The organism is Flavonifractor sp. An9 (genome assembly GCF_002161245.1).
Lineage (GTDB): Bacteria > Bacillota > Clostridia > Oscillospirales > Oscillospiraceae > Flavonifractor > Flavonifractor avicola.
Map to the genome: position 1 here is coordinate 15149 of NZ_NFHC01000001.1, position 26458 is coordinate 41606.

Sequence of the window (26458 nt, forward strand, 5' to 3'; positions counted from 1 at the left end):
AAATGCCTAAGGCAATTCTTGTGAACATGGCCGGCAACCAGGTCGGCGAAGTGGAGCTCTCCGAAGCTGTGTTCGGGATCGAGCCCAATCAGACCGTTGTCCACGAGGTGGTTAAGAACCACCTGGCCAACTGCCGTCAGGGCACCCAGTCCGCTCTGACCCGCGCCGAGGTTTCCGGCGGCGGCATCAAGCCCTGGCGCCAGAAGGGCACCGGCCGTGCCCGTCAGGGTTCCACCCGCGCTCCCCAGTGGACTCACGGTGGTATCGTCTTTGCTCCCAAGCCCCGCGACTACAGCTACGTGCTGAACAAGAAGGTCAAGCGTCTGGCTCTGAAGTCCGCTCTGTCCGCCAAGGCCGCCTCCGGCGACATCGTGGTTGTGGACAGCCTGACCATGGACTCCATCAAGACCAAGGCCATGCAGGGCTTCCTGAGCACTGTGGGCGCCAAGAAGGCCGTCATCGTGACCCCCGAGGTCAACGAGACCGTCATCAAGTCCGCCCGCAACATCCCCGGCGTGGTGACCACCACTGCCAAGATCCTCAGCGTGTACGACATCGTGAACGCTGGCAAGTTTATCGTAGATAAGGCCGCTCTGGCCGTCATCGAGGAGGTGTTTGCGTAATGGCTACCACCGCTTATGATATCATCAAGCGCCCCATCATCACCGAGCAGTCCATGGCCGAGACCGAGGCCAAGAAGTACACCTTCGAGGTGGCCAAGAGCGCGAACAAGATCGAGATCGCCAAGGCCGTCGAGGAGATCTTCGGCGTGAAGGTCGCCAAGGTCAACACCCTGAATATGCAGGGTAAGGCCAAGCGCACCGGCCGCTTCCCCGCTGGCCGCCGCGCCAACTGGAAGAAGGCTATGGTTACCCTGACCGAGGACTCCAAGACCATCGAGTTCTTCGAGGGCATGGTGTAAGGAGGATAAGGAACAATGGCTATCAAAACTTATAAGCCCACTACGCCCTCCCGCCGCCACATGACCGTGAGCGCCTTCGAGGGCATCGACAAGAAGGCCAAGCCCGAGCGCAGCCTGCTGGAGAACCTGAAGAAGAATGCCGGCCGCAACAGCTACGGCCGCATCACCGTCCGCCATCGCGGCGGCGGTAACAAGAAGAAGTACCGCATCATCGACTTCAAGCGCGACAAGGAAGGCACCGCTACTGTCATCAATCTGCAGTACGATCCCAACCGTTCCGCCAACATCGCCCTCATCCAGTATGAGGACGGCGAGAAGCGCTATATCCTGGCTCCTGTGGGCCTGAAGTCCGGCCACATCATCATGACCGGTCCCGACGCCGACATCCTGCCCGGCAACTGCCTGCCCATCGCCAACATCCCCGTGGGCGAAATGATCCACTGCATCGAGCTCTACCCCGGCAAGGGCGCCCAGCTGGTCCGCGCTGCCGGTGAGGCCGCTCAGCTGATGGCCAAGGAGAACGGTATGGCTCAGGTCCGTCTGCCCTCCGGCGAGGTGCGTTATATTCGCGAGAACTGCAAGGCCACCATCGGCCAGGTCGGCAACACCGACTGGGCCAACATCCAGATCGGTAAGGCCGGCCGTAAGCGTCACATGGGTTGGCGTCCCACCGTGCGTGGTTCCGTCATGAACCCCAATGACCACCCCCACGGCGGCGGCGAGGGCAAGAGCCCTGTCGGTCGTCCCGGCCCTGTTACCCCCTGGGGCAAGCCTGCTATGGGTTACAAGACCCGCAAGCTGAAGAACCGCACCGAGAAGTTCATCGTCAAGCACCGCAACGCGAAGTAAGGGAGGCAGTAAAAGATGAGCAGAAGTATCAAGAAGGGCCCCTTTTGCGCTCCCGAGCTGCTGAAGCGGGTCGACGAAATGAATCAGACCGGCGAGAAGAAGGTTCTGAAGACCTGGAGCCGCGCCTCCACCATCTTCCCCTCCTTCGTCGGACACACCTTTGCCGTGCACGACGGCCGCAAGCACGTTCCCGTCTATGTGACCGAGGATATGGTTGGCCACAAGCTGGGCGAGTTCGCCCCCACCCGTACCTTCCGCGGCCACGCCGGCGCCAAGTCTGGTAAGTAAGGAGGAGAGAGAATATGGAAGCTAAAGCACATCTGAGATATACCCGTATCTCTCCCCGTAAGGTCCAGATCGTCTGTGACCTGATCCGTGGCAAGAGCGTAGCCCAGGCCACCGCCATCCTGATGGCCACCCCCAAGGCTGCCTCCGAGCTGCTGCTCAAGCTCCTCAAGAGCGCCGCTGCCAACGCGGAGAACAACCATCAGATGGACCCCGAGAAGCTGTATGTTTCCCAGGTGTTCGCCTGCCCCGGCCCCATCATCAAGCGGATGCGTCCCCGGGCTAAGGGCCGCGCCTATCGGATCAACAAGCGCACTTCTCACATCACCATCTGCGTGGCTGAGCGCTAAGGGAGGAGGAAGAATATGGGACAGAAAGTGAATCCCCACGGCCTGCGCGTGGGTGTCATTAAGGATTGGGACTCCCGCTGGTATGCCCGCAACGAGAAGGTGGGCGACCTGCTGGTGGAGGACAAGAAGATCCGGGACTACCTGAAGAAGACCCTGTATTCCGCCGGTATCCCCAAGATCGAGATCGAGCGCGACAACGCCAAGGTGCGCATCTATCTGCACTGCGCCCGTCCCGGTGTGGTCATCGGTAAGGGCGGCGAGGCCATCGAGGCCCTGCGCCTGAAGGTGGAGAAGATGATCGGCAAGCCCGTGGCCCTCAACATCGTTGAGGTCAAGAGCCCCGACATGGACGCTCAGCTGGTGGCCGAGAACATCGCTCAGCAGCTGGAGAAGCGCATCGGCTTCCGCCGCGCCATGAAGAACGCCATGGGCCGCGCTATGCGCATCGGCGCCCGCGGCATCAAGACTCAGGTGTCCGGCCGTCTGGGCGGCGCTGAGATCGCCCGCACCGAGCACTATCACGACGGCACCATCCCCCTGCAGACTCTGCGCGCCGACATCGACTACGGTTTCGCTGAGGCTGCCACCACCTACGGCCGCATCGGCGTGAAGGTGTGGATCTACAAGGGCGAGGTGCTCACTCAGACCCTGCGCACCACCCCCCGCACCCTGGACACCAAGAACTTCAAGGAGCGTTCCGACCGTCCCCGCCGCGACCGCCGCGACGGCGACCGTAAGGGCGGCTTCAACCGCAACGGTGGCTTCAACCGCAACGGCGGCAACCGCCAGGGTGGTTTCAATAACAACCGTCCCCAGGGCGGTGCCCGTCCTCAGGGCGGCGCTCGTCCTGCCGCTGCCAAGGAAGGAGGCGCTCAGTAATGCTGCTGCCTAAGCGCGTTAAGTATCGCCGCGTGCACCGCGGCCGCCTGAAGGGCAAGGCCCTGAAGGGCAACACCGTGACCTATGGTGATTTCGGTCTGCAGGCCACTGAGCCCAGCTGGATCACCAGCAACCAGATCGAGGCCGCCCGTATCGCCATGACCCGTTACACCAAGCGTGGCGGTAAGGTTTGGATCAAGATCTTCCCCGATAAGCCCATCACTGAGAAGCCCGCTGAGACCCGCATGGGTTCCGGTAAGGGTTCCCCCGAGTACTGGGTGGCCGTGGTGAAACCCGGCCGTGTTATGTTCGAGATCGCTGGCGTCTCCGAGGAGATCGCCCGCGAGGCCCTGCGTCTCGCTTCCCACAAGCTGCCTGTCAAGTGCAAGATCGTGGCGAAAGAGACCGCCGAGACCGAGAATGGTGGTGAATGAAGATGAAGGCTACTGAAATCCGTAAGATGAGCGCCGAGGAGCTGACCAGCAAGCTGGGCGACCTGAAGAAGGATCTCTTCCAGCTCCGTCTTCAGCACGCCACCAATCAGCTGGACAACCCGGTGAAGATCGCTGAGGTCAAGCGGGATATCGCCCGCGTCAAGACCATCATCCGTGAGCTCGAGCTCGCAGGCCGATAAGAAGGAGGAACTAGATCATGGAAAACAGAACTTCTTCCCGCAAGACCAGAGTCGGCCTGGTGGTTTCCGATAAGATGGACAAGACCGTGGTGGTGGCCATCGCCGACCGTGTGGCCCACCCCCTGTACAAGAAGATCGTCAAGAGCACTTACAAGCTGAAGGCCCACGACGAGAACAACGAGTGTGGCATCGGCGACCGCGTGCGGGTCATGGAGACCCGGCCCCTGTCCAAGGACAAGCGCTGGCGCGTCGTCGAGATCATCGAGAAGGCGAAGTAAGGAGGTGCCGGTATGATTCAGCAGGAAACTTATCTGAAGGTGGCCGACAACACCGGCGCCAAGGAAATTAAGACCATCCGCGTGCTGGGCGGCTCCAGCCGCAAGTTTGGCAACATCGGCGACGTGATCGTGGCTTCCGTCCGCAAGGCTCAGCCCGGCGGCACCGTGAAGAAGGGCGAGGTCGTGAAGGCCGTTATCGTCCGTTCCGCTAAGGGCGTCCGCCGCGCCGACGGCAGCTACGTCCGCTTTGACGAGAACGCCGCCGTCCTCATCAAGGACGACAAGAATCCCCGCGGTACCCGTATCTTTGGGCCCGTGGCCCGCGAGCTGCGCGACAAGGATTATATGAAGATCCTGTCCCTGGCTCCCGAAGTGCTGTAAGGGGGTAGGAGAAGACATGAATAAGATGAGCATTCGTAAGGACGATACCGTCATCGTCCTGTCCGGTAAGGACAAGGGCAAGCAGGGCAAGGTCCTGGAGGTCATGCCCAAGGAGGGCAAGGTCGTCGTCGAGAAGATCAACGTGGTCTCCCGTCACACCAAGCCCCGCAAGCAGGGCGAGCAGGGCGGCATCATCAAGAAGGAAGCCCCCATCTACGCCTGCAAGGTGCAGCGCGTCTGCCCCAAGTGCAACAAGCCCACCCGGCCCACTCACAAGCTGCTGGCCGACGGCAAGAAGGTCCGCATCTGCAAGAAGTGCGGCGCCGAGATCTGAGAGAGGAGGAGTATAGACAATGGCTGATAAGAAAGTGCCCAACCTGAAGGCGAAGTACCAGGCCGAGGTCGCTCCTGCTCTGATGCAGAAGTTCGGCTACAAGTCCACCATGCAGATCCCCAAGATCGACAAGATCGTGGTCAACTGCGGCTGCGGCGAGGCCCGCGACAATGCCAAGGTTCTGGAGGCTGTTGTGGGCGATCTGACCAAGATCACCGGCCAGAAGGCCATCATCACCAAGGCTAAGAAGTCCGTGGCTAACTTTAAGCTGCGTGAGGGTATGCCCATCGGCGCCAAGGTCACCCTGCGTGCCGACCGTATGTGGGAGTTCCTGGACCGCCTGTTCAACGTGGCCCTGCCCCGCGTGCGTGACTTCCGGGGCATCAACGGCAACTCTTTCGATGGCCGCGGCAACTACGCCCTGGGCATCAAGGAGCAGCTGATCTTCCCCGAGATCGAGTACGATAAGATCGACAAGATCCGCGGCCTGGACGTGGTCATCTGCACCACCGCCAAGACCGACGAAGAGGCCAAAGAGCTGCTGACCCTGATCGGCGCTCCCTTTGCCCGCTAAAGGAGGAGAACGTAATGGCTAAGAAGTCTATGATCCTGAAGCAGCAGGCGGAGCCCAAGTTCTCCACCCGCCGCTACAATCGCTGCAAGATCTGCGGCCGTCCCCACGCCTACCTGCGGGACTACGGCATCTGCCGTATCTGCTTCCGCGAGCTGGCTTACAAGGGCCAGATCCCCGGTGTGAAGAAGGCCTCCTGGTAATCCGGGAGCGCCTCCCATGACGCAAACGCCGCGCCCGGCGTGCGAAAGCACGTCAGGCGCTTGCGTTGCGTGATGAGGTTTTTGGATTTGCCTTGCAGTCCAAAAAATAAAATTCTCCGTTTAGGAGAAAAACCCTGAGATTGTGTCAATCCGACTGTGAAAAATGAATAAGTGACGCCCTCTCCACGGGGTAGGGCAGGGCATTCCTACAAAAGTTTGGCGGAACGTCACTTTTTCCTTTTCACACAAGGGTTTTCACGATATAATAATTCCTTGGCAGACGGTTAAAAGGTCGGAGCCCCGCGAACTCCGATACCTTACCGCCTTAACGGGTCTTCTCACGGCCCGTAATTCAAAAAGGAGGGTAAACTCATGCACATCACAGACCCCATTGCGGATATGCTGACCCGCATCCGCAACGCGAACAACGCCAAGCATGACACCGTGGACGTCCCCGCGTCCAACATGAAGAAGTCCATCGCGCAGATCCTGCTGGATGAGGGCTATATCAAGAACTTCCAGCTGATCGACGACGGCACTCAGGGCGTCATCCGCGTTACTCTGAAGTACAACCCCGGCAAGGAGAAGGTCATCACTGGTCTTCGCCGCGTTTCCAAGCCCGGCCTGCGTGTCTATGCCGGTGCTGACGAGCTGCCCCGGGTCCTCCACGGCCTGGGTATTGCCATCGTGTCCACGTCCAAGGGCGTCATGACTGACAAGGCTGCCCGCGCAGCCCATGTCGGCGGCGAGGTCCTGGCGTTTGTCTGGTAAGGAGGGAGAGTAGAAAATGTCTCGTATCGGAAGAATGCCGATCTCCATCCCCGCCGGTGTGGACGTGAAGATCGAAGCCGGTAACCTGGTTACCGTGAAGGGTCCCAAGGGCACCCTGACCCAGCAGCTGCACCCCAACATGAACATTGCCCAGGAGGGCGATGTCATCCATGTCACCCGCCCCAATGACGAGAAGGAGAACCGCAGCCTCCACGGCCTGACCCGCACCCTGCTGCACAACATGGTGGTGGGCGTGACCGAGGGCTACAAGAAGGAGCTGGACGTCAACGGCGTCGGCTACCGTGTGGCCAAGGAAGGCAACAAGCTGGTCATGAACCTGGGCTTCTCTCATCAGGTGGTCGTCGAGGAGATCGACGGCATCTCCATCGAAGTGCCCAGCGCCAACAAGATCGTCATCAGCGGCGTCGACAAGCAGAAGGTCGGCCAGTTCGCCGCCGAAGTGCGCGAGAAGCGTCCCCCCGAGCCTTATAAGGGCAAGGGCATCAAATACACCGACGAGGTCATCCGCCGCAAGGAAGGCAAGACCGGCGTCAAGAAGAAATAAGGAGGTGTGCCACTATGATCAACAGACCCGATACCAACGCTCAGCGGCTTAAGCGCCACAAGAGAGTGCGCGGCAAGATTTCCGGCACGCCCGAGCGTCCCCGTCTCAACGTGTTCCGCAGCAACACCAACATCTATGCCCAGATCATCGACGATGTGAACGGCAAGACTCTGGTGTCTGCTTCCTCCATGGAAAAGGGCTTTGAGGGCAAGGGCTCCGACTGCGAGGCCGCCAAGAAGGTTGGCCTGGCTGTCGCCGAGCGCGCCAAGGCCGCCGGCATCGAGAACGTCGTGTTCGACCGCGGCGGTTACGTCTACCACGGCCGCGTGCAGGCCCTGGCCGAAGGCGCCCGTGAGGGCGGCCTGCAGTTCTAAGGGAGGAGGAAGATTAAATGGCTCGTTTTGAAAGAGAACCCAGCGAGTTCACCGAGAAGCTGGTTGCCCTGAACCGCGTGTCCAAGACCGTCAAGGGCGGTCGTATCTTCAAGTTTGCCGCCCTGATGGTGGTAGGCGACGAGAAGGGCCGCGTGGGCTTCGGCCTGGGCAAGGCCGCTGAGGTGCCCGAGGCCATCCGCAAGGGCATCGAGGATGCCAAGAAGAATATGTGCAACGTGACTCTGTCCGGCACTACCATTCCCCACGAGGTCATTGGTGAGTTCGGCGCCGGCCGCGTGCTCCTGAAGCCCGCTGCCCCCGGTACCGGCATCATCGCCGGCGGCCCCGTCCGCGCCGTCATGGAGGCCGCCGGCATCCGTGACATCCGCGCCAAGTGCCTGCGCTCCAACAACCCGCAGAACGTGGTCTCCGCCACCTTCGAGGGCCTGAAGGCTCTCCGTGGCCCTGAGGAGGTCGCCCGCATCCGCGGCAAGAGCGTCAGCGAGATCGTAGGTTAAGGAGGGCCGTGAACATGGCTAATCTGAACATCAAGCTGGTCAAGAGCCTGAACGGCCGCATCGCCAAGCATAAGGCCACCGCCGAGGCTCTGGGGCTGCGCCACATCGGCGACACCACCGTACAGCCCGACAACGAGGCTACCCGCGGCAAGATTGCCCACATCGGCTATCTGCTGCAGGTGACCGAGGAAAAGTAAGGAGGTGCGCGAAATGAATCTGCATGATCTTTCCCCCGCTGCCGGTTCCAACCCCAAGGCTTACCGCAAGGGCCGCGGCAACGGTTCCGGTAACGGCAAGACTGCCGGCCGCGGTCAGAAGGGCCAGTGGTCCCGCTCCGGCGGCGGCGTCCGCGTGGGTTTTGAGGGCGGCCAGATGCCTCTGACCCGCCGTATCCCCAAGCGGGGCTTCAACAACATCTTTGCCAAGCCCCTGGAGGCCATCAACGTGTCCGTCCTGAACAAGTTCGAGGATGGCGCTGTGGTCAATGTGTGCGACCTGCTGGAGAAGGGTATCCTCTCCAAGTGTGAGTATGGCTACAAGGTGCTGGGCAACGGCACCCTGACCAAGAAGCTGACCGTCCGTGCCTCCGCTTTCTCTGCCTCCGCCAAGGAGAAGATCGTGGCGGCAGGTGGAAAGTACGAGGTGGTCTAAGTGATCGAGACCATCCGTAACGCGTGGAAGATCCCCGAGCTGCGCAAGAAGATCCTCTTTACCATCTTCGCGCTGCTCATCTTCCGGCTGGGCTCGGTGGTTCCTGTTCCCTTTATCAACAGCGACCTGCTGGGCAATACGCTCAACAGCATGGGTGGTATCTTCTCCCTGCTGGGCACCATGAACGGCACCGCCTTCTCCATGGCCGCCGTTTTCGCCCTGGGCGTACAGCCGTATATCAACAGCTCCATCATCATCCAGCTGCTCACCGTTGCTATCCCTGCTCTGGAGCGTCTCCAGCGGGACGGCGGCGAGGAGGGCCGGAAGAAGATCGCGGCCATCACCCGTTACGTGACCGTGGCTATCGCTATCCTGCAGGGCCTGGGTTACTACACCCTCATCAGCAGCTACAACCTGATCGACACCGCCGGCCTGCCCGGCTGGTGGGTGGCTGTTGTGATCATCCTGTGCTTCACCGCCGGCTCCGCCTTTGTTATGTGGCTGGGTGAGCAGATCACCGAGTTCGGCATCGGCAACGGCATCTCCATCATCCTGTTCGCCGGCATCCTGTCCCGGGTGCCCGGTATGGTGGAGTCCATCTACACCGGTATCAGCAACAACCTCAACGGCGTCACCGGCGAGGGTGTCTTTAACATTCCCTGGTGGGGCGCCATCCTCATCGTCATTGGTATGCTGGCCATCGTGGTGCTCATCGTGTTCATCCAGAACTCCGAGCGCCGCATCCCCGTCCAGTACGCCAAGCGGGTGGTGGGCCGCAAGATGTATGGCGGCCAGTCCAGCCACATCCCCCTGAAGGTGAACATGAGCGGCGTTATGCCCATCATCTTCGCCCAGGCCATTGCCTCCCTGCCGTCTACCATCGGTATGTTCTTCGGCAAGAGCGCCAACAGCGAGGGTGGCTGGGGCGTGTTCCTCAGCGTGTTCAACACCACCAGCATTGTTTATATCATCGTTTACTTCCTGCTGATTGTGGGCTTCAGCTACTTCTATTCCACCATGCAGTTCAACCCGGTGGAAGTGGCCAACAATCTCAAGAAGAACGGCGGCTTTATCCCCGGCTTCCGTCCCGGCAAGCCTACCGCCGACTTTATCCACAAGGTTCTGGGTAAGATCACCATGTTTGGTGCTCTCTATCTGGCCATTATTGCCATCGCTCCCATTGTCACCGGCGCCATCATCGGCGTCAGCAGCCTGGCCATCGGCGGTACTTCCGTCATCATCGTGGTGGGTGTTGCTCTGGAGACTACCAAGGCGATGGAGGCTCAGATGATGATGCGCCACTACAAGGGCTTCCTGGAGTAAGGGGCGAGGAAAATGAAAATCATTCTTCTGGGCGCCCCCGGCGCCGGAAAGGGTACTCAGGCTGAGATCATCAGCAAGAAGCTGGGTATCCCTACCATCTCCACCGGCAACATCCTCCGGGCCGCCGTCAAGGCCGGCACCCCCATCGGGCTGGAGGCTAAGAGCTATATGGACGCCGGCAAGCTGGTCCCTGATGAGGTCATCATCGGCATCATTCAGGAGCGGCTGGCCGAGTCCGATTGTGCCAACGGTTTTATCCTGGACGGCGTGCCCCGCACCATCGCCCAGGCTGAGGCTCTGGATGCCCACGGCATCCACTTTGACGCGGTGCTCTCCCTGGAGATCGCCGACAGCGTCATCGAGGCCCGTATGACGGGCCGTCGGACCTGCCACACCTGCGGCGCCACCTACCACATTGTGGCCGCTCCTCCCAAGCAGGAGGGGATCTGCGACAAGTGCGGCGGTGAGCTGGAGCAGCGCAAGGACGACCAGCCTGAGACTGTTAAGCACCGGCTGGAGGTCTATCACAACGAGACCGAGCCCCTCAAGGACTATTACCAGGCTCACGGCGTGCTGATGAGCGTGCCTGATCTGGGCGGGATCGAAGAGACCAACAACAAGATCATGGAACTGCTGGAGAAGTGATTTGAGATGGAAATGATCTCACTGAAATCTCCCCGTGAAATCGAGCTGATGCGCCGGGCCGGGCGGTTGACCGCCCAGGCCCGGGCGCTGGCCGGTTCCATGGTGCGGCCCGGTGTCACCACCCATGAGATTGACACCGCGGTACGCAAATTTATCGAAAGTCACGGAGCCAAGCCCTCCTTCCTGGGATATGGCGGCTTTTCCGGCTCCGCCTGCATCTCCATCAATGAGCAGGTTATCCACGGCATTCCCGGCCCCCGGAAGCTGCAGGAAGGCGACATCGTCTCTATTGACGTGGGCGCTTACCTCAACGGCTTTCATGGTGACTGTGCCGCCACCTTCCCCTGCGGAGAGGTGAGCGACGAGGCCATGCGGCTCATTCGGGTCACCGAGCAGAGCTTCTGGGAGGGCATCCGTCTGGCCCGGCCGGGCAAGCGGGTGTACGACATCTCCCACGCCGTTCAGCAGTATGTGGAGGCCAACGGCTTCTCCGTGGTGCGGGACTTTGTGGGTCACGGTGTGGGCGCCAAGCTCCACGAGGCTCCGGAGGTACCCAACTACGGGCCTGCCGGACACGGTCCCCGGCTCCAGCCGGGCATGACCATCGCCGTGGAGCCCATGGTGTGTGCCGGTGACTGGCGGGTGAAGGTGCTCAAGGACGGCTGGACCACCGTGTCCGCCGACGGCAGCATGACCGCCCACTATGAAAATACCATCCTCATCACCGACGGCGAGCCCGAAGTGCTTACCGTGGCGGAGGACTGAGTATGGCGGCGGAGCATCCGCGGATCGTCCGCTCACTGGCAGGGCATGACAAGGGGCAGCTGTTCTGCGTATTGGATCAAGACGGCCCCTATCTGCTGCTCTGCGACGGCAGACGGCGAAAGGCAGAGTCCCCCAAGCGGAAGAAAACCGTACACACGGCCGACGCCGGGGACTTCCAACACCCCGTTCTGGAGAAGATCCGGACAGGGGAACCCATCACAAACCGAGAGGTGCGGAGGGCGCTGGCCGCTTTCCGAGCTGAGGAGTCAAGGAGGGTATGACGCTTTGGCAAAAGACGATATGATCGAAGTGGAGGGCGTCGTCACCGAGTCCCTTCCCAATACCACGTTCCATGTGGACATCGGAAACGGCCACATCATTCTGGCCCACATCTCCGGCAAGCTGCGGATGAACTTCATCCGCATTCTGCCCGGCGATAAGGTCACCGTCCAGATGTCCCCCTACGACGTAACCCGGGGCCGGATCACTTGGCGAAGCAAGTAATCCGGCTCATTCCGGCGGGCGCAGGCCTGCCGACCCTATCAATGACCGGTGCGGGTCAGCGGGGCCTTGCCTCCGCCGTACCGGGGCCATCAGGCTCTACAGGAGGTTAATGACATGAAAGTTAGACCGTCCGTGAAGCCCATGTGCGAGAAGTGCAAGATCATCAAGCGCAAGGGCAAGGTCATGGTTATTTGCGAAAACCCCAAGCATAAGCAGAGACAAGGTTAATAGGAGGTGCTGAAACAGTATGGCACGTATTGCTGGCATTGATTTGCCCAAGGATAAGCGGGTCGAGATCGGCCTTACCTATATCTTTGGTATTGGGCGCACCAGCGCCAACAAGATCCTGGCTGAGGCCGGTATCAACCCCGACACCCGCGTGAAGGATCTGACTGAGGCCGATGAGGCTAAGCTGCGCGAGATCATCAGCCACAGCTACACTGTGGAGGGCGACCTCCGTCGTGACGTGGCGATGGACATCAAGCGTCTGACCGAGATCGGCTGCTACCGCGGCCTGCGTCACCGCAAGGGCCTGCCCGTCCGCGGTCAGCGTTCCAAGACCAACGCTCGTACCCGCAAGGGTCCCAAGCGCACCGTCGCTAACAAGAAGAAGTAAGGGAGGGAGAAACACATGGCTACCGCTACCAAGGGTAAGAAAGTTATCCGTAAGCGCCGCGAGCGCAAGAACGTTGAAAAGGGCCAGGTGCATATCCGCTCTTCCTTCAACAACACCATGGTCACCGTGACCGATATGGGGGGCAACGCCCTGTCCTGGGCCTCTTCCGGCGGCCTGGGCTTCCGTGGTTCCCGTAAGTCCACCCCCTTCGCCGCTCAGACCGCTGCCGAGACCGCCGCTAAGGCTGCCATGGAGCACGGCCTGAAGACCGTGGAGGTGTACGTGAAGGGCCCCGGCGCCGGCCGTGAGGCTGCCATCCGCGCCCTGCAGGCCGTGGGCCTGGAGGTCACCCTGATCAAGGACGTGACCCCCATTCCCCACAACGGCTGCCGTCCGCCCAAGCGCCGCCGCGTGTAAGAGAAGGAGGAGTACGAATTATGGCTAGATATACCGGAGCAGTCTGCCGCCAGTGCCGCAGAGAGGGCCAGAAGCTCTTCCTGAAGGGCGACCGCTGCTACACCGACAAGTGCGCCATGGAGCGCCGTCCCTTTGCCCCTGGTATGCACAACCAGGGCCGCGCCAAGAAGCTGTCCGAGTACGGTATGCAGCTGCGTGAGAAGCAGAAGGCCCGCCGTTACTACGGCGTGCTGGAGAGCCAGTTCCACAAGTATTACGAGATGGCTGCCGCCCGCAAGGGCGTGACCGGCGACAACCTGCTGAGCATCCTGGAGACCCGCCTGGACAATGTGATCTATCGTCTGGGCTTCGCCATGAGCCGTCCTGAGGCTCGTCAGCTGGTCCGTCACGGCCACTTCACCATCAACGGCCATCGCGTGGACATCCCCTCCTACCTGGTCAAGCCCGGCGAGGTCATCGCCCTGAAGGAGACCAGCCGGAGCAAGGAGAAGTTCAAGGCTTCTCTGGAGGCCAACGGCTCTCGTCCCGCCCCCAAGTGGCTGGACTTTGACCAGAACAACCTGGTGGCCAAGGTGGTTGCGCTCCCCGCCCGCGAGGACGTGGACCTGCCCATCGAGGAGCACCTCATCGTCGAGCTGTACTCCAAGTAATCGTGCTTGTACCCTCGATTATTGGTGAGCTGTATAAGGCGGCGGACAGAGTCCGCCGCCGCGAAAAGGAGGGTAACACATGGTAGAAATCGAGAAGCCCCGCATCGAATGTGTGGAGAACCCCGGCGACGGCTCCTACGGCAAATACGTCGTGGAGCCCCTGGAGCGTGGCTATGGTACCACGCTGGGTAACTCCCTGCGCCGCATCCTGCTCTCGTCCCTGCCCGGCACGGCGGTTACCTCCATTAAGATCGCCGGCGTGCAGCACGAGTTTTCCACCATTCCCGGAGTGAAGGAGGACGTCACCGAGATCGTCCTCAATGTGAAGAGCATTATTGCTAAGCTCCACTCCGAGGGCGTGAAAACGGTCTATATTGAAGCCAGCGGTGAGTGCGAAGTCACCGCCGCCGATATCAAGGCCGACAGCGAAGTGGAGATCCTCAACCCGGAACTCCACATTGCCACCTTGGGACCGGACGCCAGCCTCAACATGGAGCTGACGCTGTCCCATGGCCGGGGCTATGTCCCAGCCGACCGGAACAAGCCGGCCCAGACCATCATCGGTCTGATCCCGGTGGACTCCATTTACACGCCGGTGCGGAAGGTCAATTACACGGTGGAAAATACCCGTGTGGGTGACCTGACCGACTTCGACAAGCTGACCCTGGAGGTGTGGACCAACGGTACCATCACCGCCCGGGACGCTGTCAGCCTGGGCGCCCGCATCCTCTGCGACCACTTTGTCCTCTTCACCGATCTCTCTGAGACCATGGGCTCCAAGTCCACGGTGGTGGAGAAGGCCGAGGCCCAGCGGGATAAGGTGCTGGAGCTGACCATCGAGGAGTTGGACCTGTCCGTCCGTTCCTTCAACTGCCTCAAGCGCGCCAACATCAACACAGTGGAGGATCTGATTTCCAAGACCGAGGACGAGATGATGAAGGTGCGCAACCTGGGCCGCAAGTCCCTGGAAGAGGTCATTAACAAGCTGGCCATGATGGGCCTGCACCTGGCCGACGAGGAAAACTGAGGCTAGGGAAGAGGGCGGCCCGGGGGCACGTAACGTCCCCTCCCGGACCCGCAGGCCGCAAGGCGCTCTCTTCAGGGGATTTCATCCCCCCGGACGAATTTAAATTGTGGAGTTCGCCTTGGCGAACATCCGATAGGAGTTGGATTTCATGTCTCACAACCGTAAGCTGGGCAAGCCCACTGATCAGCGCATCGCCATGCTGCGCGCCATGACCACCTACCTGCTGGAGAATGGTCAGATCAAGACCACCTATGCCCGTGCCAAGGAAGTTGCTCCCATGGCCGAGAAGATGATCACCCTGGCCAAGAACCCCAACCTGGCCAATTACCGCAAGGCCCTGTCCTACCTAACCAAGGAGGACGTGGCCAAGAAGACCTTCGACGAGCTGGGCCCCAAGTATGCCAGCCGTAACGGCGGTTATACCCGCGTGGTCAAGATCGGCCCCCGCCGCGGCGATGCCGCCGAGATGGCCATCGTGCAGCTGGTGTAATTCCACCTTAAAAAGCGCCCTGCCTTTTGGCAGGGCGCTTTTTCTATACGCAACTTCTTGCAATTTGTGGAATGCTATGGTATACTATGCAACAATAAACTATAAAGGAGACGGTGAGCCCTCGTGGACGAACCTCCGCCCAGTAACAACTGCAAAAAAGACTATGTGGAACAGGACAGCCTTACCCTGAGCAGGGGATAGGGTTGTCCTTTTGCGCGTTCCACAGATTTTGAACATTGGAGTTGATGATTTTCCTATGCCTGACAGTTCAAGTTTGACCATGATCGTGATTTTGATTGTTCTGGTGATCCTGTCCGCCTACTTCTCCGCCACGGAGACCGCCTTTACCTCCCTTAACCGCATCCGCCTGAAGAGCAAGGCCGACGCCGGCAACCGCCGGGCCGCCCTGGCCCTCCGTCTGGTGGACCAGTACGACAACCTGCTGTCCACCATTCTGGTGGGCAACAACATCGTCAACCTGTCCGCCTCCTCTCTGGCTACCGTGTTCTTTACCGAGGGCCTGCGGCTGCAAAACGGCGCGGTGATTTCCACCGCCGTTATTACCATCGTGGTGCTGGTGTTCGGCGAGGTCTCCCCCAAGAGCCTGGCCAAGGAGTACCCGGAGAGCTTCGCCATGTTCTCCGCTCCCATTATGCGCATCCTGATGGTGATCCTCACCCCGGTGAACTTCCTGTTCAGCCTGCTGAAAAAGCTGCTGTCCAAGGTGTTCCATAAGCAAGGCGACAGCGGCATCACCGAGGAGGAGCTGGTGACCATGGTGGACCAGGCTGAGAGCGAGGGTGGTCTGGACCAGCACGAGAGTAAGCTCATCCGCTCTGCCATTGAGTTCAATGACATGGAAGTGGATGAGATCCTCACCCCCCGTGTGGATATCGTGGCGGTGGAGGACACCGACTCCATGGACAATATTGCTCAGGCCTTTGCTGAGAGCGGTTACTCCCGTCTGCCGGTGTACCACGAGGATATTGACGACATCATCGGTGTGATCCATGAGAAGGACTTCCACGCCGCCCGCTATCGCGGTCAGACCGACGTAAAGGCCATTACCGGCCCCATGCTGTACACCACCGGCAATACCAAGATCTCCGAGCTGCTGCGAATTCTCCAGCGGGAGAAGGCCCACATGGTTATCGTGGTGGATGAGTACGGCGGCACCGAGGGCCTGGTGACCCTGGAGGATATCGTAGAGGAACTGGTGGGCGAAATCTGGGACGAACACGACGAGGTCATCGAGGAGTTTAAGAAGCAGGAGGACGGCAGCTACCTGATCTCCTGCTCTGCCGACCTGACCGATCTGTTTGACCTGTTCTCCATCAAGGGCGAGTGCGATGCCAACACCATCTCCGGCTGGGTGATGGAGCAGATCGGCCGTATTCCCGAGGAGGGAGACCACTTTGTCTCCGACGGGCTGGATGTCACCGTTACCAAGGTGGATCACCGGCGGGTGCTGGAGATTCGGGTGGAGGTGCTCCCCCAGCCGGAAGAGGATAAAAAAGAGAAGGCGAAGGACCAGTGAATCAGGCAGATTTGAATTTGGCGGTTACCCTGCGCCATGAACTCCACGCCCATCCGGAGTTGTCCGGACAGGAGACATGGACCAAAGCACGGCTGATGGATTTTTTACAGGAACATACCAAGTTGGAGCTGCATGACCGGGGAAACTGGTTTTACGCCCTGTATCGAGGCAGGGGAGTGGGGAAGATCGCCTTCCGGGCGGACTTTGACGCCCTGCCCATGGAGGAGACCTGTGAGTTGCCTTACCGCTCCCAGTGTCCCGGCGTGGCCCACAAATGCGGTCATGACGGCCACAGCGCTGCCCTGGCTCTGCTGGGGTTGACCCTGGAGCGCACCGGGGCGGACCGGGACGTGTACCTAATCTTCCAGCCTGCCGAAGAGGTGGGGGCCGGCGGCGAAGCCTGCGCGGCTCTGCTGAAGGAGGAGCACATCGGGGAGGTATACGCCTTCCACAATATGCCCGGCTATCCTCTGCATACCGTAGCCCTGCGGAAGGGTACCATGAACTGTGCCTCCAAAGGCGTGGCCTACCGCTTTGAAGGGGTGTCCACCCATGCCAGTACTCCGGAGCTGGGCCGAAACCCTGCCCAGGCGGTGGCTCGGATTGTAGGCGCCCTGCCGGGCTTGACCCGGCAGGAGGACCACCGGGGCCTTGTAATGGCCACTGTGGTCCAGATAGCTGTGGGAGAGCCGGCCTTTGGTATCTCAGCTTACCGGGGGGCGCTGCTGCTCACCCTGCGGGCCCAGTACCAGGAGGAGCTGGACGCCCTGTCCCAACAGGTGACCGATCTGGCCCGCCAGGCGGCGGAGGAGGACGGCCTGACCCTGACCATAGAGGAGCAGGATGTGTTCCCCGAGACTGCCAATCACCCCGCCGGGGTGGAACGGGTGGAAAAGGCCGCCCAGGCCCTGGGCCTGCCGGTGGTGGAGATGGCCGAGCCCATGCGGGGCTCGGAGGATTTTGGATGGTATCTCCGCCAGGCGGAGGGGGCCATTTTCTTGCTGGGGGACGGGGAGGACCATCCGCCGCTCCACAGAACGGATTTCGATTTCCCGGATGCGCTGCTGGGAACGGCTTGCGCTCTGTTCCAAAAACTGATCTGAAAAAAGCCCTGCGGCATTGCCGCAGGGCTTTTGTTATTCCGTTCGGGTTCGTGCCCAGTAGGCTGCCATACTCTCACCGGGCTGTCCGGTGACCTCCTGGGAGAGATAGGCTTTCAAGTCTTCGGGCGGTGTCCAGGCCAGAGCAGAGGCCTCGTCGGGAAACTCCACTTCAGCGTAGAAGAAGCCGGTTTCCAGGTGGGGGTCTACCGAGTTGACCTCCAGCGTAAATCCGCCGGGCAGGGGATAGCGGTGCTGCTCCTTCTGGATCATGGGCTTGCCAAGCATGGCCTTCAGACGCTGATAGCGATCCCGATCTACTGAGATCTCGATCTCCTCCCGCACCAGCCCGGCTCCTCCTTTGAAGCATAGGACATAGGCGGTAGTGCCCCCTTCAAGGGCCTCCTCCCGGATGCGGATCGCGGGACGGGTAGAAAAATAGCCCTGTTCCATATAAAAGGTAGCGGCGGGGGACAGGTTGGGCCAGTCCTGCACCAGCCAGCGGCGTTCAATTTCCATAGCAGCGCCTCCTCAGATGGGCAGAGCGATGATGGCGGGCACCAGTACGGGGACCGCCAGGGAGAGTACCACGCCGGAAGTAAAGGAATAGATGGTGATACGCTCATGGGTGGCTCCCACCACCACCGGCAGCACTGTGTCCATGGCGGCGGCACCAGGGAGGGCGGCACACTCCACATAGCCCACATACCGGGCCACAAAGGGAATGGCCAGGATGGAGAAGATCTCCCGCATCACATTGGACAGGAAGGCTACTGCCGATACCGACAGGGAATAGGGAGCCAGCAGAGTGGGGGCCAGGGAGTACCAGCCCATGCCGGCGGAGGCGGCCATAGAGTCCTTGATGCCGAGAGGGAGAAAAAGACCAGCCAGAGCGGCAAAGACCAGAGTACCGGCGCACACCGCCACCGGAACCAGCAGCACCTGGAAACCGGCGGTCTTGATGTCGCTGACAAAGGTGCCCTGCTTGCCCATATCCATGCCTACCATAAACAGAAGCAGGTAGAGGCCGAAGTTGATGACGGTACCGCAGTGGGCGGTGACGGCGGGGGGAAATACAAAGCGGCCGGCCAGCATACCCAGCACTACCGCAATGACGATCCATTTGGTGAGAGAGTTGTCCGCCTTGCCTGCGGAGTGGGCAGTATCTTCACCGGTCTGGTTGCTGCCCCGGGGCAGACCCACATGGTTCAGCTTGAGGACGAACCGGCGCAGTAGGGTAAGAAAGAGGATGGAGCCAAACATAGCCAACACGGTAATGAGCAGCGCGGCCAGACCGATCTGGCCCAGAGAGGCAATGACCTCATCATTGGCGCCCAGATTGACGCCCAGGGTAACAATCAGAATCATCAGAGCTACAAATTGCAGCTTGCCCACCCATACCAGGGGACGACTGCGTACCCCGGGCCGGGAGCCGATCAGTGCGCCCAGAATTACCAGCGCGATGTAGATCGCCAGATTGCTCAGGGTGCTGAGTGTAGTGCCCATAGAAGTACATCCTTTCTGAACCATAAAATGTGAGAAAAAACGCGGAAACAGGCAGCAGGGCCATTCTAGCATATCTCCTATGGAAAGTCCACCCCTGAACGACAGCGGTCAATAAGTGAAAGTCAACTCGCATTTTTAAAACTATTTAGTTTGTGAAGAATACTAAAGTTATAAGATCTGCCCTAATATTCTGGATATAATTTTATGATTTGCACAAAAAAAGGAAAAGAATTTTGGGGGGCGTGCTCCATTTTTCACTTGCATCTGAAGTTTAAATGGGTTATAGTTTGGTTGAGCAAAAAAACTATTTGGGCAAAAAAATTTTTGTGAGGTGATTGGAATGGGTACACCAAAAACAAAGAACTCTGATACCGTATTTCAATGGAACGGTATCCCCCAGCCGGGACAGCTGGTCCCCCTGGGCCTCCAGCACGTGGTGGCCGCGGTAGTGGGTATCATTACGCCTGCTATTCTGGTCTCCAACACCTGTGGCTTGAGCGAGGCGGAGAAGACCTTGATGATCCAGGTCTCCCTGATCCTGACTGCCCTTGCCACGCTGCTCCAGCTCTTCCCAATTTTCCGGCGCATCGGTGCCGGTCTGCCCGTTATCATGGGCATCAGCTTCGCATACATCCCCACCCTGCAGGCGATCGGAACGGAATTCGATATTGCCACAATTCTTGGCGCCGAGATTATTGGCGGTTGTGTGGCCATTGTTTTTGGCATCTTTGTCAAGTGGATCCGCCCCCTCTTCCCGCCTCTGGTCACCGGTACCGTTATCTTCACCATTGGCCTGTCTCTCTATCCCACTGCGGTGCGCTATATGGCTGGTGGTGCCGGCACCCCTGAGTTCGGAACTCCGAAGAGCTGGCTGGTAGCCCTCATTACCTTGGCGGTGGTGTTTATTCTCACCAACTTCACCAAGGGTATCTTCAAGCTGGGTGCCATTCTCATCGGTATGATTGTGGGTTACTTTGTGGCCATGGCCCTGGGTATGGTGAATTTCTCCGGCGTGGAGACCGCTCAGTGGGCCGCGCTGCCCCAGTTTATGCCCTTTGAGATCAAGTTTGTCCCCGCTGCTGCCGTGTCTTTGGGTATCGTGTATGTGGTTAACGCGGTGCAGACCATCGGCGACCTGTCCTCCACCACCATGGGCGGCATGGACCGGATGCCCTCCGATCGCGAACTGTCCGGCGGTATCATTGGCCAGGGCGTTATGAGCATCCTGGGCGCCTTCTTCGGCGGCCTCCCTGCTGCTACTTACAGCCAGAACGTGGGTATCGTTACCGTCAACAAGGTCATCAACCGGGCGGTCTTTGCTCTGGCTGCCGGTATCCTGTTGGTGGCCGGTCTGATGCCCAAGTTTGCCTCCCTGCTCACCACCATTCCCCAGAGCGTCATCGGCGGCGCCACCATCTCGGTGTTTGCCACCATTACCATGACTGGCATCCGCATGATCACCGAGGGCGGCTTTACCCCCCGCAAGAGCTCCGTGGTAGGCCTGTCTGTGGCTCTGGGCGTTGGTATCACCCAGGTGTCCGGCTGCCTGGCCGGCGAGGGCTTCCCCACCTGGGTCAACACCGTGTTCGGTTCCTCCTCCGTGGTAGTTGCCACCATCATGGCCATCATCCTCAATCTGGTCCTGCCCAAGGACAAGGAGAGTAAATAAACCAAAGACAATAAAAGGCCCGGCTCCCTGGGGAGCCGGGCCCTTTCCTGGGATCATTCCTTAGCTTCATCAATGTAGCTGTACAGCGTATACTTGGAGATTCCGAAGAACTTGCATACTTTGTCGCCGCTTTTGGTGATAAGGAAGGCGCCGGTGTCGTTCAGGAACTGAATGGCCTTCACCTTGTCTTCCTTATTCATCAGCGCCACCGGCTTGCCCACGATCTTCACGCTCTGCTCCATCAGTTCATCCAGCAGGTCGGAGACATTGCGGGAGATGGGCTCGGGCTCCTTCTCCTCCCGCTCAGTGGCGGTGAACTGCTTGAGCGCAGTCTCCATGGCCAGCATCAGGGTGATATCGTAGTTGATGCCGAAGATCCCGATGGGGGTGCCGTCGTCATCCCGGATGTAGATGGTGGTGGACTTGAGGATCTTGCCGTCCTTGGTGCGGGTCAGGTAGCACAGGTGATCCTGCAGCTGGTCCTGATTGCCCCGCAGGGCCTCCAGGACCACATGAGACGGTCCATCGCCCACCTTCCGTCCCGTAACCTGTCCGTTTTCAATGGCGACGATGGAACTTTCCGGATCGTTGGTGGCCAGGTCATGGACCACCACCTCGCAGTTGGGACCAAACTGGCTGGCGATCCCTTTGGCCAGTTTGAAGAGGAATTGCAGGGTAGATGCTTCTGGCACGTAGATTCCCTCCTTTCAGAGTCTGCGCCAGAGCGGCAGGCACCCCCGGAGGAATGGGCACCAAAGGTCACCGATTCAGCGGCAGACGGTAAAATATATCTCTATCATTTTACCACATTTCAGCTCAGATTCAACTCATTTTGCAGACCTAAAAAATTTTTTGTTTTTCTAACAAAAGTATTGCATATCCGTGCGAAGTGTGGTAACATAGAAACAACAAGAGATTGAAACTATGCAAGATGCACAAATTTCCATATAAAAAGTTGTAGCTGCAACGGAGTGCTTTCGCGCACGGGCTGGATGGACATGGAATTCGGCTGGGTTGCGGATGCAACCTGGCGAAGAACGAATTTGTACTGTCCATTCCACCAGGAATGGACAATTTTTTTGCGGAGAAAAAGGACGAAATAAAAAGGAGGAACTTATTATGCTGCTGGTCGGTAATGGCAGACTCATCACCCGGAGCGAGGAGCTCCCTTATCTGGAAGACGGCGCCGTCGTTCTGGACGGCGAGGTGGTCAAGGAGGTCGGCTCCCTGGCCGACATGAAGGCCAAGTATCCCAACGCCGAGTTCGTGGACGCCAAGGGCGGCGTCATCATGCCCGGCCTTATCAATGTCCATACTCACATCTATTCCGGTCTGGCCCGGGGCCTGTCCATCAACGGCTTCAACCCCACCAACTTTTTTGAGGTGCTGGACGGCCAGTGGTGGTACATCGACCGCCACCTGACTCTGGACGGCACCCGCGCCTGCGCCTACGCCACCATCCTGGACTGCATCCGGGACGGTGTGACTACCATCTTTGATCACCACGCCTCCTTCTGTGAGATCCCCGGTTCCCTCTTTGCCATCAAGGATGTGTGCAAGGAGCTGGGTATGCGCGCCAACCTCTGCTACGAGGTGTCCGAGCGTGACGGCCAGGAGAAGTGCGATCAGTCCATTCAGGAGAACGCCGACTTCGCTAAGTGGGCCAAGGAGCAGGACGACGACATGATCAAGGCCATGTTCGGCGGCCACGCCCTGTTTACCATCTCCGATAAGACCTTTGAGAAGATGGTCAAGGCCAACGACGGAATGACCGGTTTCCATATCCACGTGGCCGAGGGCATGAACGACGTGTACGACTCCCTGCAGAACTACGGCTGCCGCCCCGTCAACCGCCTGCTGTACAACGGCATCCTGGGCGAGAAGACCATGCTGGGCCACTGCATCCACGTCTCTCCCGCCGAGATGGACATCATCAAGGAGACCAACACCATGGTCTGCCACAACCCCGAGTCCAACATGGGCAACGCCGTGGGCTGCTCCCCCGTGCTGCAGCTGTACAACCGGGGCATCCTCATCGGCCTGGGCACCGACGCCTACACCCACGATATGCTGGAGAGCCTGAAGGTCCTGCTGCCCATGCAGCGCCACAACGTCTGTCAGCCCAACGTGGGTTGGTGCGAGGCCACCGGGATGCTCTTCCAGAACAACGCCAAGATCTGCTCCCGCTACTTCAAGAAGCCTCTGGGCGTGCTGAAGCCCGGCGCCGCTGCCGACGTGATCGTCATGGACTACAAGCCCTTCACTCCCTTCTCCGACGCCAACATCGACGGCCATATGCTCTTTGGCATGATGGGCAAGAACTGCCGCACCACCATCATCAACGGCAAGGTGCTGTACAAGGACCGCGAGTTCGTGGGCATTGACGAGGACAAGATCAACGCCTGGTGCATGGAGCAGTCCAAGAAGCTGTGGGGCGAGCTGAACCACTGCACTTACTGAGAAAAGCCCCAAAACTGAAAACAAAATGTAATTCCGAGTTATAACGATAACTGGAGGTTTTGATTATGAGCGATATTATGCGTCCCATGCCTTTTGCCCACCTGATGAACTGGATCCTCAGCGAGTATAAGAGCCAGGGCTCCATTTTCGGCGTGTCCAAGCTGGTCAAGCACACCAACGGCAAGACCCTGCCCATCTTTGAGGAAAAGATCGAGTCTCCCTACGGCCCCGCCGCCGGCCCCCACACTCAGCTGGCCCAGAACATCATCGCCGCCTACGCCGCCGGCAGCCGCTTCTTTGAGGTCAAGACCGTTCAGGTCATGGACGGCGACGAGCTGAGCAAGTGCGTCAACAAGCCCTGCATCACCGCCGCCGACGAGTGCTACAACTGCGAGTGGTCCACCGAGCTGTATGTGCCCCAGGCTTTCGCCGAGTACGTCAAGGCCTGGTTCGCCTGCAAGCTGCTGGCCAAGGAGCTGGAGCTGGGGGATCCCAACGGCTTCGTGTTCAACATGAGCGTGGGCTACGACCTGGCCGGTATCAAGAGCGAGAAGATCGACAAGTATATTGAGGGCATGAAGGATGCTTCCGGCTCTGAGGTGTGGCAGGAGTGCATGGACTGGGCTCTGGCTAACCTGGATAAGTTCCAGAACGTGGATGAGGCCTATGTGAAGGCCATCTCCCCCAAGGTGTCCGACTCCATCACCGAGTCCACCCTCCACGGCTGCCCCCCCGATGAGATCGAGCGCATCGCCACCTACCTCATCACCGAGAAGAACCTGAACACCTACATTAAGTGCAACCCCACTCTGCTGGGGTATGAGTTCGCCCGCAAGACCCTGGACGGTCTGGGCTTTGACTATATCGCCTTTGACGACCACCACTTCCTGGAGGATCTGCAGTGGGAGGATGCCATCCCCATGTTCCACCGCCTGATGAAGCTTACCGGCGAGCGGGACCTGGAGTTTGGCGTAAAGATCACCAACACCTTCCCCGTAGACGTAAAGGCCGGCGAGCTGCCCAGCGGGGAGATGTATATGTCCGGCCGCTCCCTGTACCCCCTGTCCCTGTCTCTGGCCGGGATGCTGTCCAAGGAGTTCAAGGGCAAGCTGCGCATTTCCTACTCCGGCGGCGCCGACATCCATTCCATCAAGAAGCTGGTGGAAGCCGGTATCTGGCCCGTCACCATGGCTACCACCGTCCTCAAGCCCGGCGGATACCAGCGTTTCAGCCAGATCGGCAAGGAGCTGATGGACATCAGCTATGAGCCCTGGACCGGCGTGGACGTGGCCAAGGCCGACGCTCTGGTGAAGGAGTTTGTCACCGACGTCCACTACCAGAAGCCCATGAAGCCCATCCCCAGCCGCAAGATGGATAAGAAGGTGCCTCTCATCGACTGCTTCGAGGCCCCCTGCCGCAACGGCTGCCCCATTGAGCAGGATATCCCTGCCTACCTGATGAAGGTCAACGAGGGCAAGTACGAGGAGGCCCTCCAGATCATCACCCACCGCAACGCTCTGCCCTTCATCACCGGCACCATCTGCTCTCACCGCTGCCAGGACAAGTGTATGCGCAACGCCTATGACGAGAGCGTGTACATCCGCACCCAGAAGCTGAAGGCTGCCGAGGGCGGCTTTGAGGCCCTGCTGCCCAAGCTGAAGCCCGCTGCTCCTGTGGCCGGCAAGAAGGTTGCCGTCATCGGCGGCGGCCCCGCCGGTATGTCCGCCGCCTACTTCCTGGGCCGCTCCGGTGTGGACGTGACCATCTTTGAGCGCAAGGACTCCCTGGGCGGCATCGTCCGTCACGTGATCCCCGCCTTCCGGATCAGCGATGAGGCCATCGACAACGATGTCAAGCTGATGAACGCCATGGGCGTGAAGGTGGAGCTGAATACCGAGGTCAAGAGCGTGCAGGACCTCTTTGACAAGGGTTACACCCAGGTCATCCTGGCCACCGGCGCCTGGCACAAGGGCAGCGCCGGCATGGAGTACGGCGAGGAAATGAACGTCATCGAGTTCCTGGAGAAGGCCAAGAAGGCCCCCGAGAGCCTGGATCTGGGCAAGAACGTGGTGGTCATCGGCGGCGGCAACACCGCTATGGACGCTGCCCGGGCCGCCAAGCGCATCCCCGGCGTGGAGAAGGTCTCCCTGGTCTACCGCCGTACCAAGCGCTATATGCCCGCCGATCAGGAGGAGCTGGAGCTGGCTCTGGAGGACGGCGTGGAGTTCTGCGAGCTGCTGGCTCCCGTGGGTGTGAAGGACGGCGTGCTCACCTGCCACCAGATGGAGCTGGGTGCTCCCGACGCCTCCGGCCGCCGGTCCCCCGTGGACACCGGCAAGGTGGTTGAGGTCCCCGCCTGCACCGTCATCACCGCCGTGGGCGAGAAGGTGGACACCGAGCTGTACACCGCCAACGGCCTGGAAGTGGATAACCGCGGCAAGGCTGTGGTCAACGCCGACACCCTGGAGTCCTCCGTGAAGAACGTCTACGTCATCGGCGACGGCCAGAAGGGCCCCGGCACCGTGGTGGAGGCCATTGCCGGCGCTACCAAGGCCGCCCGCGCCATTCAGGACTTCGACGTGAACGTCTATGTGGACAAGAACGTCAACCCCGACTATCAGAAGCCTCTGGCCAAGCGGGGCGACATCTGCACCGATTGCAGCAGCTGCGATGACAGCCGCTGCCTGGGCTGCGCCACCGTGTGCGAGACCTGCACCGAGGTGTGCCCCAACCGTGCCAACGTGGCCATCGCTGTGCCCGGTATGCGGATGCGCCAGATCATCCACGTGGATGGTATGTGTAACGAGTGCGGCAACTGCGGCACCTTCTGCCCCTACGACAGCCGTCCTTACAAGGATAAGTTCACCCTGTTCTGGAGTGAGGAGGATTTCGTCAACAGCGAGAACGAGGGCTTCCTGAAGCTGGAGGGCACCAAGACCCGGGTCCGTCTGGGCGGCCAGGTCAAGGAGTACGATGTGGCCGACGCCGGCTGCGGTCTGTACGAGCCCCTGCGCAAGCTGATCTGCGCTGTGTATGACAGCTACAGCTATCTGCTGAAGTAAAAGTGTAAATCGGTTCCACTGCCACCCCCCACGGCAGCGCGCATCGCCTCAGTGTTGACTGAGGCTTTGCGTGCGCGTGGGGGATAGGTGGATTGGACGATGGAATACTGACCGGGCGGGAA

At 59.9% G+C, this 26458-nt stretch carries 38 protein-coding genes; 35 read left to right on the plus strand and 3 right to left on the minus strand.

Features of this window, described 5'->3' with window-relative positions:
- The first annotated feature begins 2 nt into the window (after positions 1–2).
- The 32 genes from rplD to B5G40_RS00240 all read left to right on the plus strand — a co-directional run bounded on the left by rplD (position 3) and on the right by B5G40_RS00240 (position 17642).
- Positions 3–623, plus strand: a complete 621-nt coding sequence (gene rplD / locus B5G40_RS00085; protein ID WP_087187782.1) for a 50S ribosomal protein L4 — start codon at positions 3–5, stop codon at positions 621–623.
- Positions 623–922, plus strand: a complete 300-nt coding sequence (rplW, locus tag B5G40_RS00090; protein ID WP_087187783.1) for a 50S ribosomal protein L23 — start codon at positions 623–625, stop codon at positions 920–922. Before rplD ends, rplW begins: the two co-directional genes overlap by 1 nt.
- A 15-nt stretch (positions 923–937) precedes the next feature.
- A complete protein-coding gene (gene rplB, locus B5G40_RS00095; RefSeq protein WP_087187784.1) occupies positions 938–1771 on the plus strand; it encodes a 50S ribosomal protein L2 in 834 nt (277 codons plus the stop codon).
- Positions 1772–1786: 15 nt separating this feature from the next.
- The gene (gene rpsS, locus B5G40_RS00100; RefSeq protein ID WP_087187785.1) at positions 1787–2059 is read left to right on the plus strand and encodes a 30S ribosomal protein S19; all 273 of its coding nucleotides are present in this window, start codon (positions 1787–1789) and stop codon (positions 2057–2059) included.
- A gap of 14 nt (positions 2060–2073) precedes the next feature.
- Positions 2074–2406, plus strand: a complete 333-nt coding sequence (rplV, locus tag B5G40_RS00105; protein WP_087398378.1) for a 50S ribosomal protein L22 — start codon at positions 2074–2076, stop codon at positions 2404–2406.
- A gap of 15 nt (positions 2407–2421) precedes the next feature.
- Positions 2422–3285, plus strand: coding sequence for a 30S ribosomal protein S3 (gene rpsC / locus B5G40_RS00110; protein WP_087187787.1), 864 nt, complete (start codon positions 2422–2424; stop codon positions 3283–3285).
- Positions 3285–3719 carry a 50S ribosomal protein L16 gene (gene rplP, locus B5G40_RS00115; RefSeq protein ID WP_087269167.1) on the plus strand — a complete coding sequence of 145 codons (435 nt, stop codon included), beginning with the start codon at positions 3285–3287 and terminating at the stop codon, positions 3717–3719. The genes rpsC and rplP overlap by 1 nt, the downstream gene beginning before the upstream one ends.
- Positions 3720–3721: 2 nt before the next feature.
- Positions 3722–3919, plus strand: coding sequence for a 50S ribosomal protein L29 (gene rpmC / locus B5G40_RS00120; RefSeq protein ID WP_204220740.1), 198 nt, complete (start codon positions 3722–3724; stop codon positions 3917–3919).
- 17 nt (positions 3920–3936) lie between these two features.
- Positions 3937–4197 (plus strand): 30S ribosomal protein S17, encoded by a 261-nt coding sequence (rpsQ, locus tag B5G40_RS00125; protein ID WP_050617190.1) that lies wholly within the window; start codon positions 3937–3939, stop codon positions 4195–4197.
- A gap of 12 nt (positions 4198–4209) precedes the next feature.
- A complete protein-coding gene (rplN, locus tag B5G40_RS00130) occupies positions 4210–4578 on the plus strand; it encodes a 50S ribosomal protein L14 (protein ID WP_087187790.1) in 369 nt (122 codons plus the stop codon).
- Between the two features lie 16 nt (positions 4579–4594).
- Positions 4595–4912 (plus strand): 50S ribosomal protein L24, encoded by a 318-nt coding sequence (rplX, locus tag B5G40_RS00135; protein WP_087398379.1) that lies wholly within the window; start codon positions 4595–4597, stop codon positions 4910–4912.
- 19 nt (positions 4913–4931) lie between these two features.
- A complete protein-coding gene (rplE, locus tag B5G40_RS00140) occupies positions 4932–5486 on the plus strand; it encodes a 50S ribosomal protein L5 (RefSeq protein ID WP_087187792.1) in 555 nt (184 codons plus the stop codon).
- Between the two features lie 14 nt (positions 5487–5500).
- On the plus strand, positions 5501–5686 hold the full coding sequence (locus B5G40_RS00145) for a type Z 30S ribosomal protein S14 (RefSeq protein WP_006573415.1): 186 nt from the start codon (positions 5501–5503) through the stop codon (positions 5684–5686).
- Between the two features lie 372 nt (positions 5687–6058).
- Positions 6059–6457 carry a 30S ribosomal protein S8 gene (rpsH, locus tag B5G40_RS00150; protein ID WP_007494638.1) on the plus strand — a complete coding sequence of 133 codons (399 nt, stop codon included), beginning with the start codon at positions 6059–6061 and terminating at the stop codon, positions 6455–6457.
- A gap of 16 nt (positions 6458–6473) precedes the next feature.
- The gene (rplF, locus tag B5G40_RS00155) at positions 6474–7022 is read left to right on the plus strand and encodes a 50S ribosomal protein L6 (RefSeq protein ID WP_087269164.1); all 549 of its coding nucleotides are present in this window, start codon (positions 6474–6476) and stop codon (positions 7020–7022) included.
- A 14-nt stretch (positions 7023–7036) separates the two neighbouring features.
- Positions 7037–7396 carry a 50S ribosomal protein L18 gene (gene rplR, locus B5G40_RS00160; RefSeq protein ID WP_087187794.1) on the plus strand — a complete coding sequence of 120 codons (360 nt, stop codon included), beginning with the start codon at positions 7037–7039 and terminating at the stop codon, positions 7394–7396.
- 17 nt (positions 7397–7413) lie between these two features.
- Positions 7414–7914 carry a 30S ribosomal protein S5 gene (gene rpsE, locus B5G40_RS00165; protein WP_087328901.1) on the plus strand — a complete coding sequence of 167 codons (501 nt, stop codon included), beginning with the start codon at positions 7414–7416 and terminating at the stop codon, positions 7912–7914.
- 14 nt (positions 7915–7928) lie between these two features.
- Positions 7929–8111, plus strand: a complete 183-nt coding sequence (rpmD, locus tag B5G40_RS00170) for a 50S ribosomal protein L30 (protein WP_087187796.1) — start codon at positions 7929–7931, stop codon at positions 8109–8111.
- A 13-nt stretch (positions 8112–8124) separates the two neighbouring features.
- Positions 8125–8565 carry a 50S ribosomal protein L15 gene (gene rplO / locus B5G40_RS00175; RefSeq protein WP_087187797.1) on the plus strand — a complete coding sequence of 147 codons (441 nt, stop codon included), beginning with the start codon at positions 8125–8127 and terminating at the stop codon, positions 8563–8565.
- Complete coding sequence (gene secY / locus B5G40_RS00180) at positions 8566–9888, plus strand: preprotein translocase subunit SecY (protein WP_087398380.1); 1323 nt, start codon at positions 8566–8568, stop codon at positions 9886–9888.
- 12 nt (positions 9889–9900) lie between these two features.
- Complete coding sequence (locus B5G40_RS00185) at positions 9901–10533, plus strand: adenylate kinase (RefSeq protein WP_087269159.1); 633 nt, start codon at positions 9901–9903, stop codon at positions 10531–10533.
- 12 nt (positions 10534–10545) lie between these two features.
- Entirely contained in the window at positions 10546–11298 is a 753-nt protein-coding gene (gene map / locus B5G40_RS00190) for a type I methionyl aminopeptidase (RefSeq protein WP_087328960.1), read from the plus strand.
- A gap of 2 nt (positions 11299–11300) precedes the next feature.
- The gene (locus B5G40_RS00195; RefSeq protein WP_087187800.1) at positions 11301–11579 is read left to right on the plus strand and encodes a KOW domain-containing RNA-binding protein; all 279 of its coding nucleotides are present in this window, start codon (positions 11301–11303) and stop codon (positions 11577–11579) included.
- A 4-nt stretch (positions 11580–11583) separates the two neighbouring features.
- Positions 11584–11802, plus strand: a complete 219-nt coding sequence (gene infA / locus B5G40_RS00200) for a translation initiation factor IF-1 (RefSeq protein WP_009258089.1) — start codon at positions 11584–11586, stop codon at positions 11800–11802.
- Positions 11803–11916: 114 nt separating this feature from the next.
- Positions 11917–12030 (plus strand): 50S ribosomal protein L36, encoded by a 114-nt coding sequence (gene rpmJ, locus B5G40_RS00205; RefSeq protein ID WP_006573428.1) that lies wholly within the window; start codon positions 11917–11919, stop codon positions 12028–12030.
- Between the two features lie 19 nt (positions 12031–12049).
- Positions 12050–12418 carry a 30S ribosomal protein S13 gene (gene rpsM, locus B5G40_RS00210; protein WP_087187801.1) on the plus strand — a complete coding sequence of 123 codons (369 nt, stop codon included), beginning with the start codon at positions 12050–12052 and terminating at the stop codon, positions 12416–12418.
- A 15-nt stretch (positions 12419–12433) separates the two neighbouring features.
- Complete coding sequence (gene rpsK / locus B5G40_RS00215; protein WP_007494608.1) at positions 12434–12835, plus strand: 30S ribosomal protein S11; 402 nt, start codon at positions 12434–12436, stop codon at positions 12833–12835.
- Positions 12836–12855: 20 nt separating this feature from the next.
- A complete protein-coding gene (gene rpsD, locus B5G40_RS00220) occupies positions 12856–13485 on the plus strand; it encodes a 30S ribosomal protein S4 (RefSeq protein WP_087398381.1) in 630 nt (209 codons plus the stop codon).
- 79 nt (positions 13486–13564) lie between these two features.
- Positions 13565–14512, plus strand: coding sequence for a DNA-directed RNA polymerase subunit alpha (locus tag B5G40_RS00225; protein ID WP_087398382.1), 948 nt, complete (start codon positions 13565–13567; stop codon positions 14510–14512).
- Positions 14513–14660: 148 nt separating this feature from the next.
- Complete coding sequence (rplQ, locus tag B5G40_RS00230; protein ID WP_087269154.1) at positions 14661–15002, plus strand: 50S ribosomal protein L17; 342 nt, start codon at positions 14661–14663, stop codon at positions 15000–15002.
- Positions 15003–15258: 256 nt separating this feature from the next.
- On the plus strand, positions 15259–16539 hold the full coding sequence (locus B5G40_RS00235) for an HlyC/CorC family transporter (protein WP_087398383.1): 1281 nt from the start codon (positions 15259–15261) through the stop codon (positions 16537–16539).
- A gap of 11 nt (positions 16540–16550) precedes the next feature.
- Positions 16551–17642 carry a M20 metallopeptidase family protein gene (locus B5G40_RS00240; protein WP_242959093.1) on the plus strand — a complete coding sequence of 364 codons (1092 nt, stop codon included), beginning with the start codon at positions 16551–16553 and terminating at the stop codon, positions 17640–17642.
- Positions 17643–17675: 33 nt separating this feature from the next.
- Here the strand turns inward: B5G40_RS00240 and B5G40_RS00245 are convergent, their stop codons facing one another.
- Both B5G40_RS00245 and B5G40_RS00250 read right to left on the minus strand, forming a co-directional pair.
- Entirely contained in the window at positions 17676–18158 is a 483-nt protein-coding gene (locus tag B5G40_RS00245) for a hypothetical protein (RefSeq protein WP_087389655.1), read from the minus strand.
- 12 nt (positions 18159–18170) lie between these two features.
- Entirely contained in the window at positions 18171–19145 is a 975-nt protein-coding gene (locus B5G40_RS00250; RefSeq protein WP_087269141.1) for a lysine exporter LysO family protein, read from the minus strand.
- Positions 19146–19485: 340 nt separating this feature from the next.
- Between B5G40_RS00250 and B5G40_RS00255 the strand changes: the two genes are divergently transcribed.
- The gene (locus tag B5G40_RS00255; protein ID WP_087398385.1) at positions 19486–20814 is read left to right on the plus strand and encodes a uracil-xanthine permease family protein; all 1329 of its coding nucleotides are present in this window, start codon (positions 19486–19488) and stop codon (positions 20812–20814) included.
- 53 nt (positions 20815–20867) lie between these two features.
- On the opposite strand, the gene B5G40_RS00260 is transcribed toward B5G40_RS00255, so the two are convergent.
- The gene (locus B5G40_RS00260; protein ID WP_087187810.1) at positions 20868–21506 is read right to left on the minus strand and encodes a helix-turn-helix transcriptional regulator; all 639 of its coding nucleotides are present in this window, start codon (positions 21504–21506) and stop codon (positions 20868–20870) included.
- Positions 21507–21933: 427 nt separating this feature from the next.
- Between B5G40_RS00260 and ssnA the strand changes: the two genes are divergently transcribed.
- Both ssnA and ygfK read left to right on the plus strand, forming a co-directional pair.
- Entirely contained in the window at positions 21934–23274 is a 1341-nt protein-coding gene (gene ssnA, locus B5G40_RS00265; RefSeq protein WP_087398386.1) for a putative aminohydrolase SsnA, read from the plus strand.
- A 65-nt stretch (positions 23275–23339) separates the two neighbouring features.
- On the plus strand, positions 23340–26336 hold the full coding sequence (ygfK, locus tag B5G40_RS00270; protein ID WP_087398387.1) for a putative selenate reductase subunit YgfK: 2997 nt from the start codon (positions 23340–23342) through the stop codon (positions 26334–26336).
- The last annotated feature ends 122 nt before the right edge of the window (positions 26337–26458 follow it).

Coding starts and splice junctions, on each gene's coding strand:
- rpsC (WP_087187787.1), top strand. CDS start 2,422: ATGGGACAGAAAGTGAATCCCCACGGCCTGCGCGTGGGTGTCATTAAG.
- rplQ (WP_087269154.1), top strand. CDS start 14,661: ATGTCTCACAACCGTAAGCTGGGCAAGCCCACTGATCAGCGCATCGCC.
- B5G40_RS00235 (WP_087398383.1), top strand. CDS start 15,259: ATGCCTGACAGTTCAAGTTTGACCATGATCGTGATTTTGATTGTTCTG.
- ssnA (WP_087398386.1), top strand. CDS start 21,934: ATGCTGCTGGTCGGTAATGGCAGACTCATCACCCGGAGCGAGGAGCTC.
- rplR (WP_087187794.1), top strand. CDS start 7,037: ATGATCAACAGACCCGATACCAACGCTCAGCGGCTTAAGCGCCACAAG.
- rplV (WP_087398378.1), top strand. CDS start 2,074: ATGGAAGCTAAAGCACATCTGAGATATACCCGTATCTCTCCCCGTAAG.
- rplO (WP_087187797.1), top strand. CDS start 8,125: ATGAATCTGCATGATCTTTCCCCCGCTGCCGGTTCCAACCCCAAGGCT.
- rpsH (WP_007494638.1), top strand. CDS start 6,059: ATGCACATCACAGACCCCATTGCGGATATGCTGACCCGCATCCGCAAC.
- rpsK (WP_007494608.1), top strand. CDS start 12,434: ATGGCTACCGCTACCAAGGGTAAGAAAGTTATCCGTAAGCGCCGCGAG.
- rplF (WP_087269164.1), top strand. CDS start 6,474: ATGTCTCGTATCGGAAGAATGCCGATCTCCATCCCCGCCGGTGTGGAC.
- rplW (WP_087187783.1), top strand. CDS start 623: ATGGCTACCACCGCTTATGATATCATCAAGCGCCCCATCATCACCGAG.
- rpsE (WP_087328901.1), top strand. CDS start 7,414: ATGGCTCGTTTTGAAAGAGAACCCAGCGAGTTCACCGAGAAGCTGGTT.
- B5G40_RS00195 (WP_087187800.1), top strand. CDS start 11,301: ATGGCGGCGGAGCATCCGCGGATCGTCCGCTCACTGGCAGGGCATGAC.
- ygfK (WP_087398387.1), top strand. CDS start 23,340: ATGAGCGATATTATGCGTCCCATGCCTTTTGCCCACCTGATGAACTGG.
- rplB (WP_087187784.1), top strand. CDS start 938: ATGGCTATCAAAACTTATAAGCCCACTACGCCCTCCCGCCGCCACATG.
- B5G40_RS00255 (WP_087398385.1), top strand. CDS start 19,486: ATGGGTACACCAAAAACAAAGAACTCTGATACCGTATTTCAATGGAAC.
- rplN (WP_087187790.1), top strand. CDS start 4,210: ATGATTCAGCAGGAAACTTATCTGAAGGTGGCCGACAACACCGGCGCC.
- B5G40_RS00250 (WP_087269141.1), bottom strand. CDS start 19,145: ATGGGCACTACACTCAGCACCCTGAGCAATCTGGCGATCTACATCGCG.
- rpsS (WP_087187785.1), top strand. CDS start 1,787: ATGAGCAGAAGTATCAAGAAGGGCCCCTTTTGCGCTCCCGAGCTGCTG.
- B5G40_RS00225 (WP_087398382.1), top strand. CDS start 13,565: ATGGTAGAAATCGAGAAGCCCCGCATCGAATGTGTGGAGAACCCCGGC.
- B5G40_RS00145 (WP_006573415.1), top strand. CDS start 5,501: ATGGCTAAGAAGTCTATGATCCTGAAGCAGCAGGCGGAGCCCAAGTTC.
- rplD (WP_087187782.1), top strand. CDS start 3: ATGCCTAAGGCAATTCTTGTGAACATGGCCGGCAACCAGGTCGGCGAA.
- rpsM (WP_087187801.1), top strand. CDS start 12,050: ATGGCACGTATTGCTGGCATTGATTTGCCCAAGGATAAGCGGGTCGAG.
- rpmD (WP_087187796.1), top strand. CDS start 7,929: ATGGCTAATCTGAACATCAAGCTGGTCAAGAGCCTGAACGGCCGCATC.
- rpsD (WP_087398381.1), top strand. CDS start 12,856: ATGGCTAGATATACCGGAGCAGTCTGCCGCCAGTGCCGCAGAGAGGGC.
- rpsQ (WP_050617190.1), top strand. CDS start 3,937: ATGGAAAACAGAACTTCTTCCCGCAAGACCAGAGTCGGCCTGGTGGTT.
- B5G40_RS00185 (WP_087269159.1), top strand. CDS start 9,901: ATGAAAATCATTCTTCTGGGCGCCCCCGGCGCCGGAAAGGGTACTCAG.
- rplP (WP_087269167.1), top strand. CDS start 3,285: ATGCTGCTGCCTAAGCGCGTTAAGTATCGCCGCGTGCACCGCGGCCGC.
- rplE (WP_087187792.1), top strand. CDS start 4,932: ATGGCTGATAAGAAAGTGCCCAACCTGAAGGCGAAGTACCAGGCCGAG.
- map (WP_087328960.1), top strand. CDS start 10,546: ATGATCTCACTGAAATCTCCCCGTGAAATCGAGCTGATGCGCCGGGCC.
- rpmC (WP_204220740.1), top strand. CDS start 3,722: ATGAAGGCTACTGAAATCCGTAAGATGAGCGCCGAGGAGCTGACCAGC.
- B5G40_RS00245 (WP_087389655.1), bottom strand. CDS start 18,158: ATGGAAATTGAACGCCGCTGGCTGGTGCAGGACTGGCCCAACCTGTCC.
- rplX (WP_087398379.1), top strand. CDS start 4,595: ATGAATAAGATGAGCATTCGTAAGGACGATACCGTCATCGTCCTGTCC.
- rpmJ (WP_006573428.1), top strand. CDS start 11,917: ATGAAAGTTAGACCGTCCGTGAAGCCCATGTGCGAGAAGTGCAAGATC.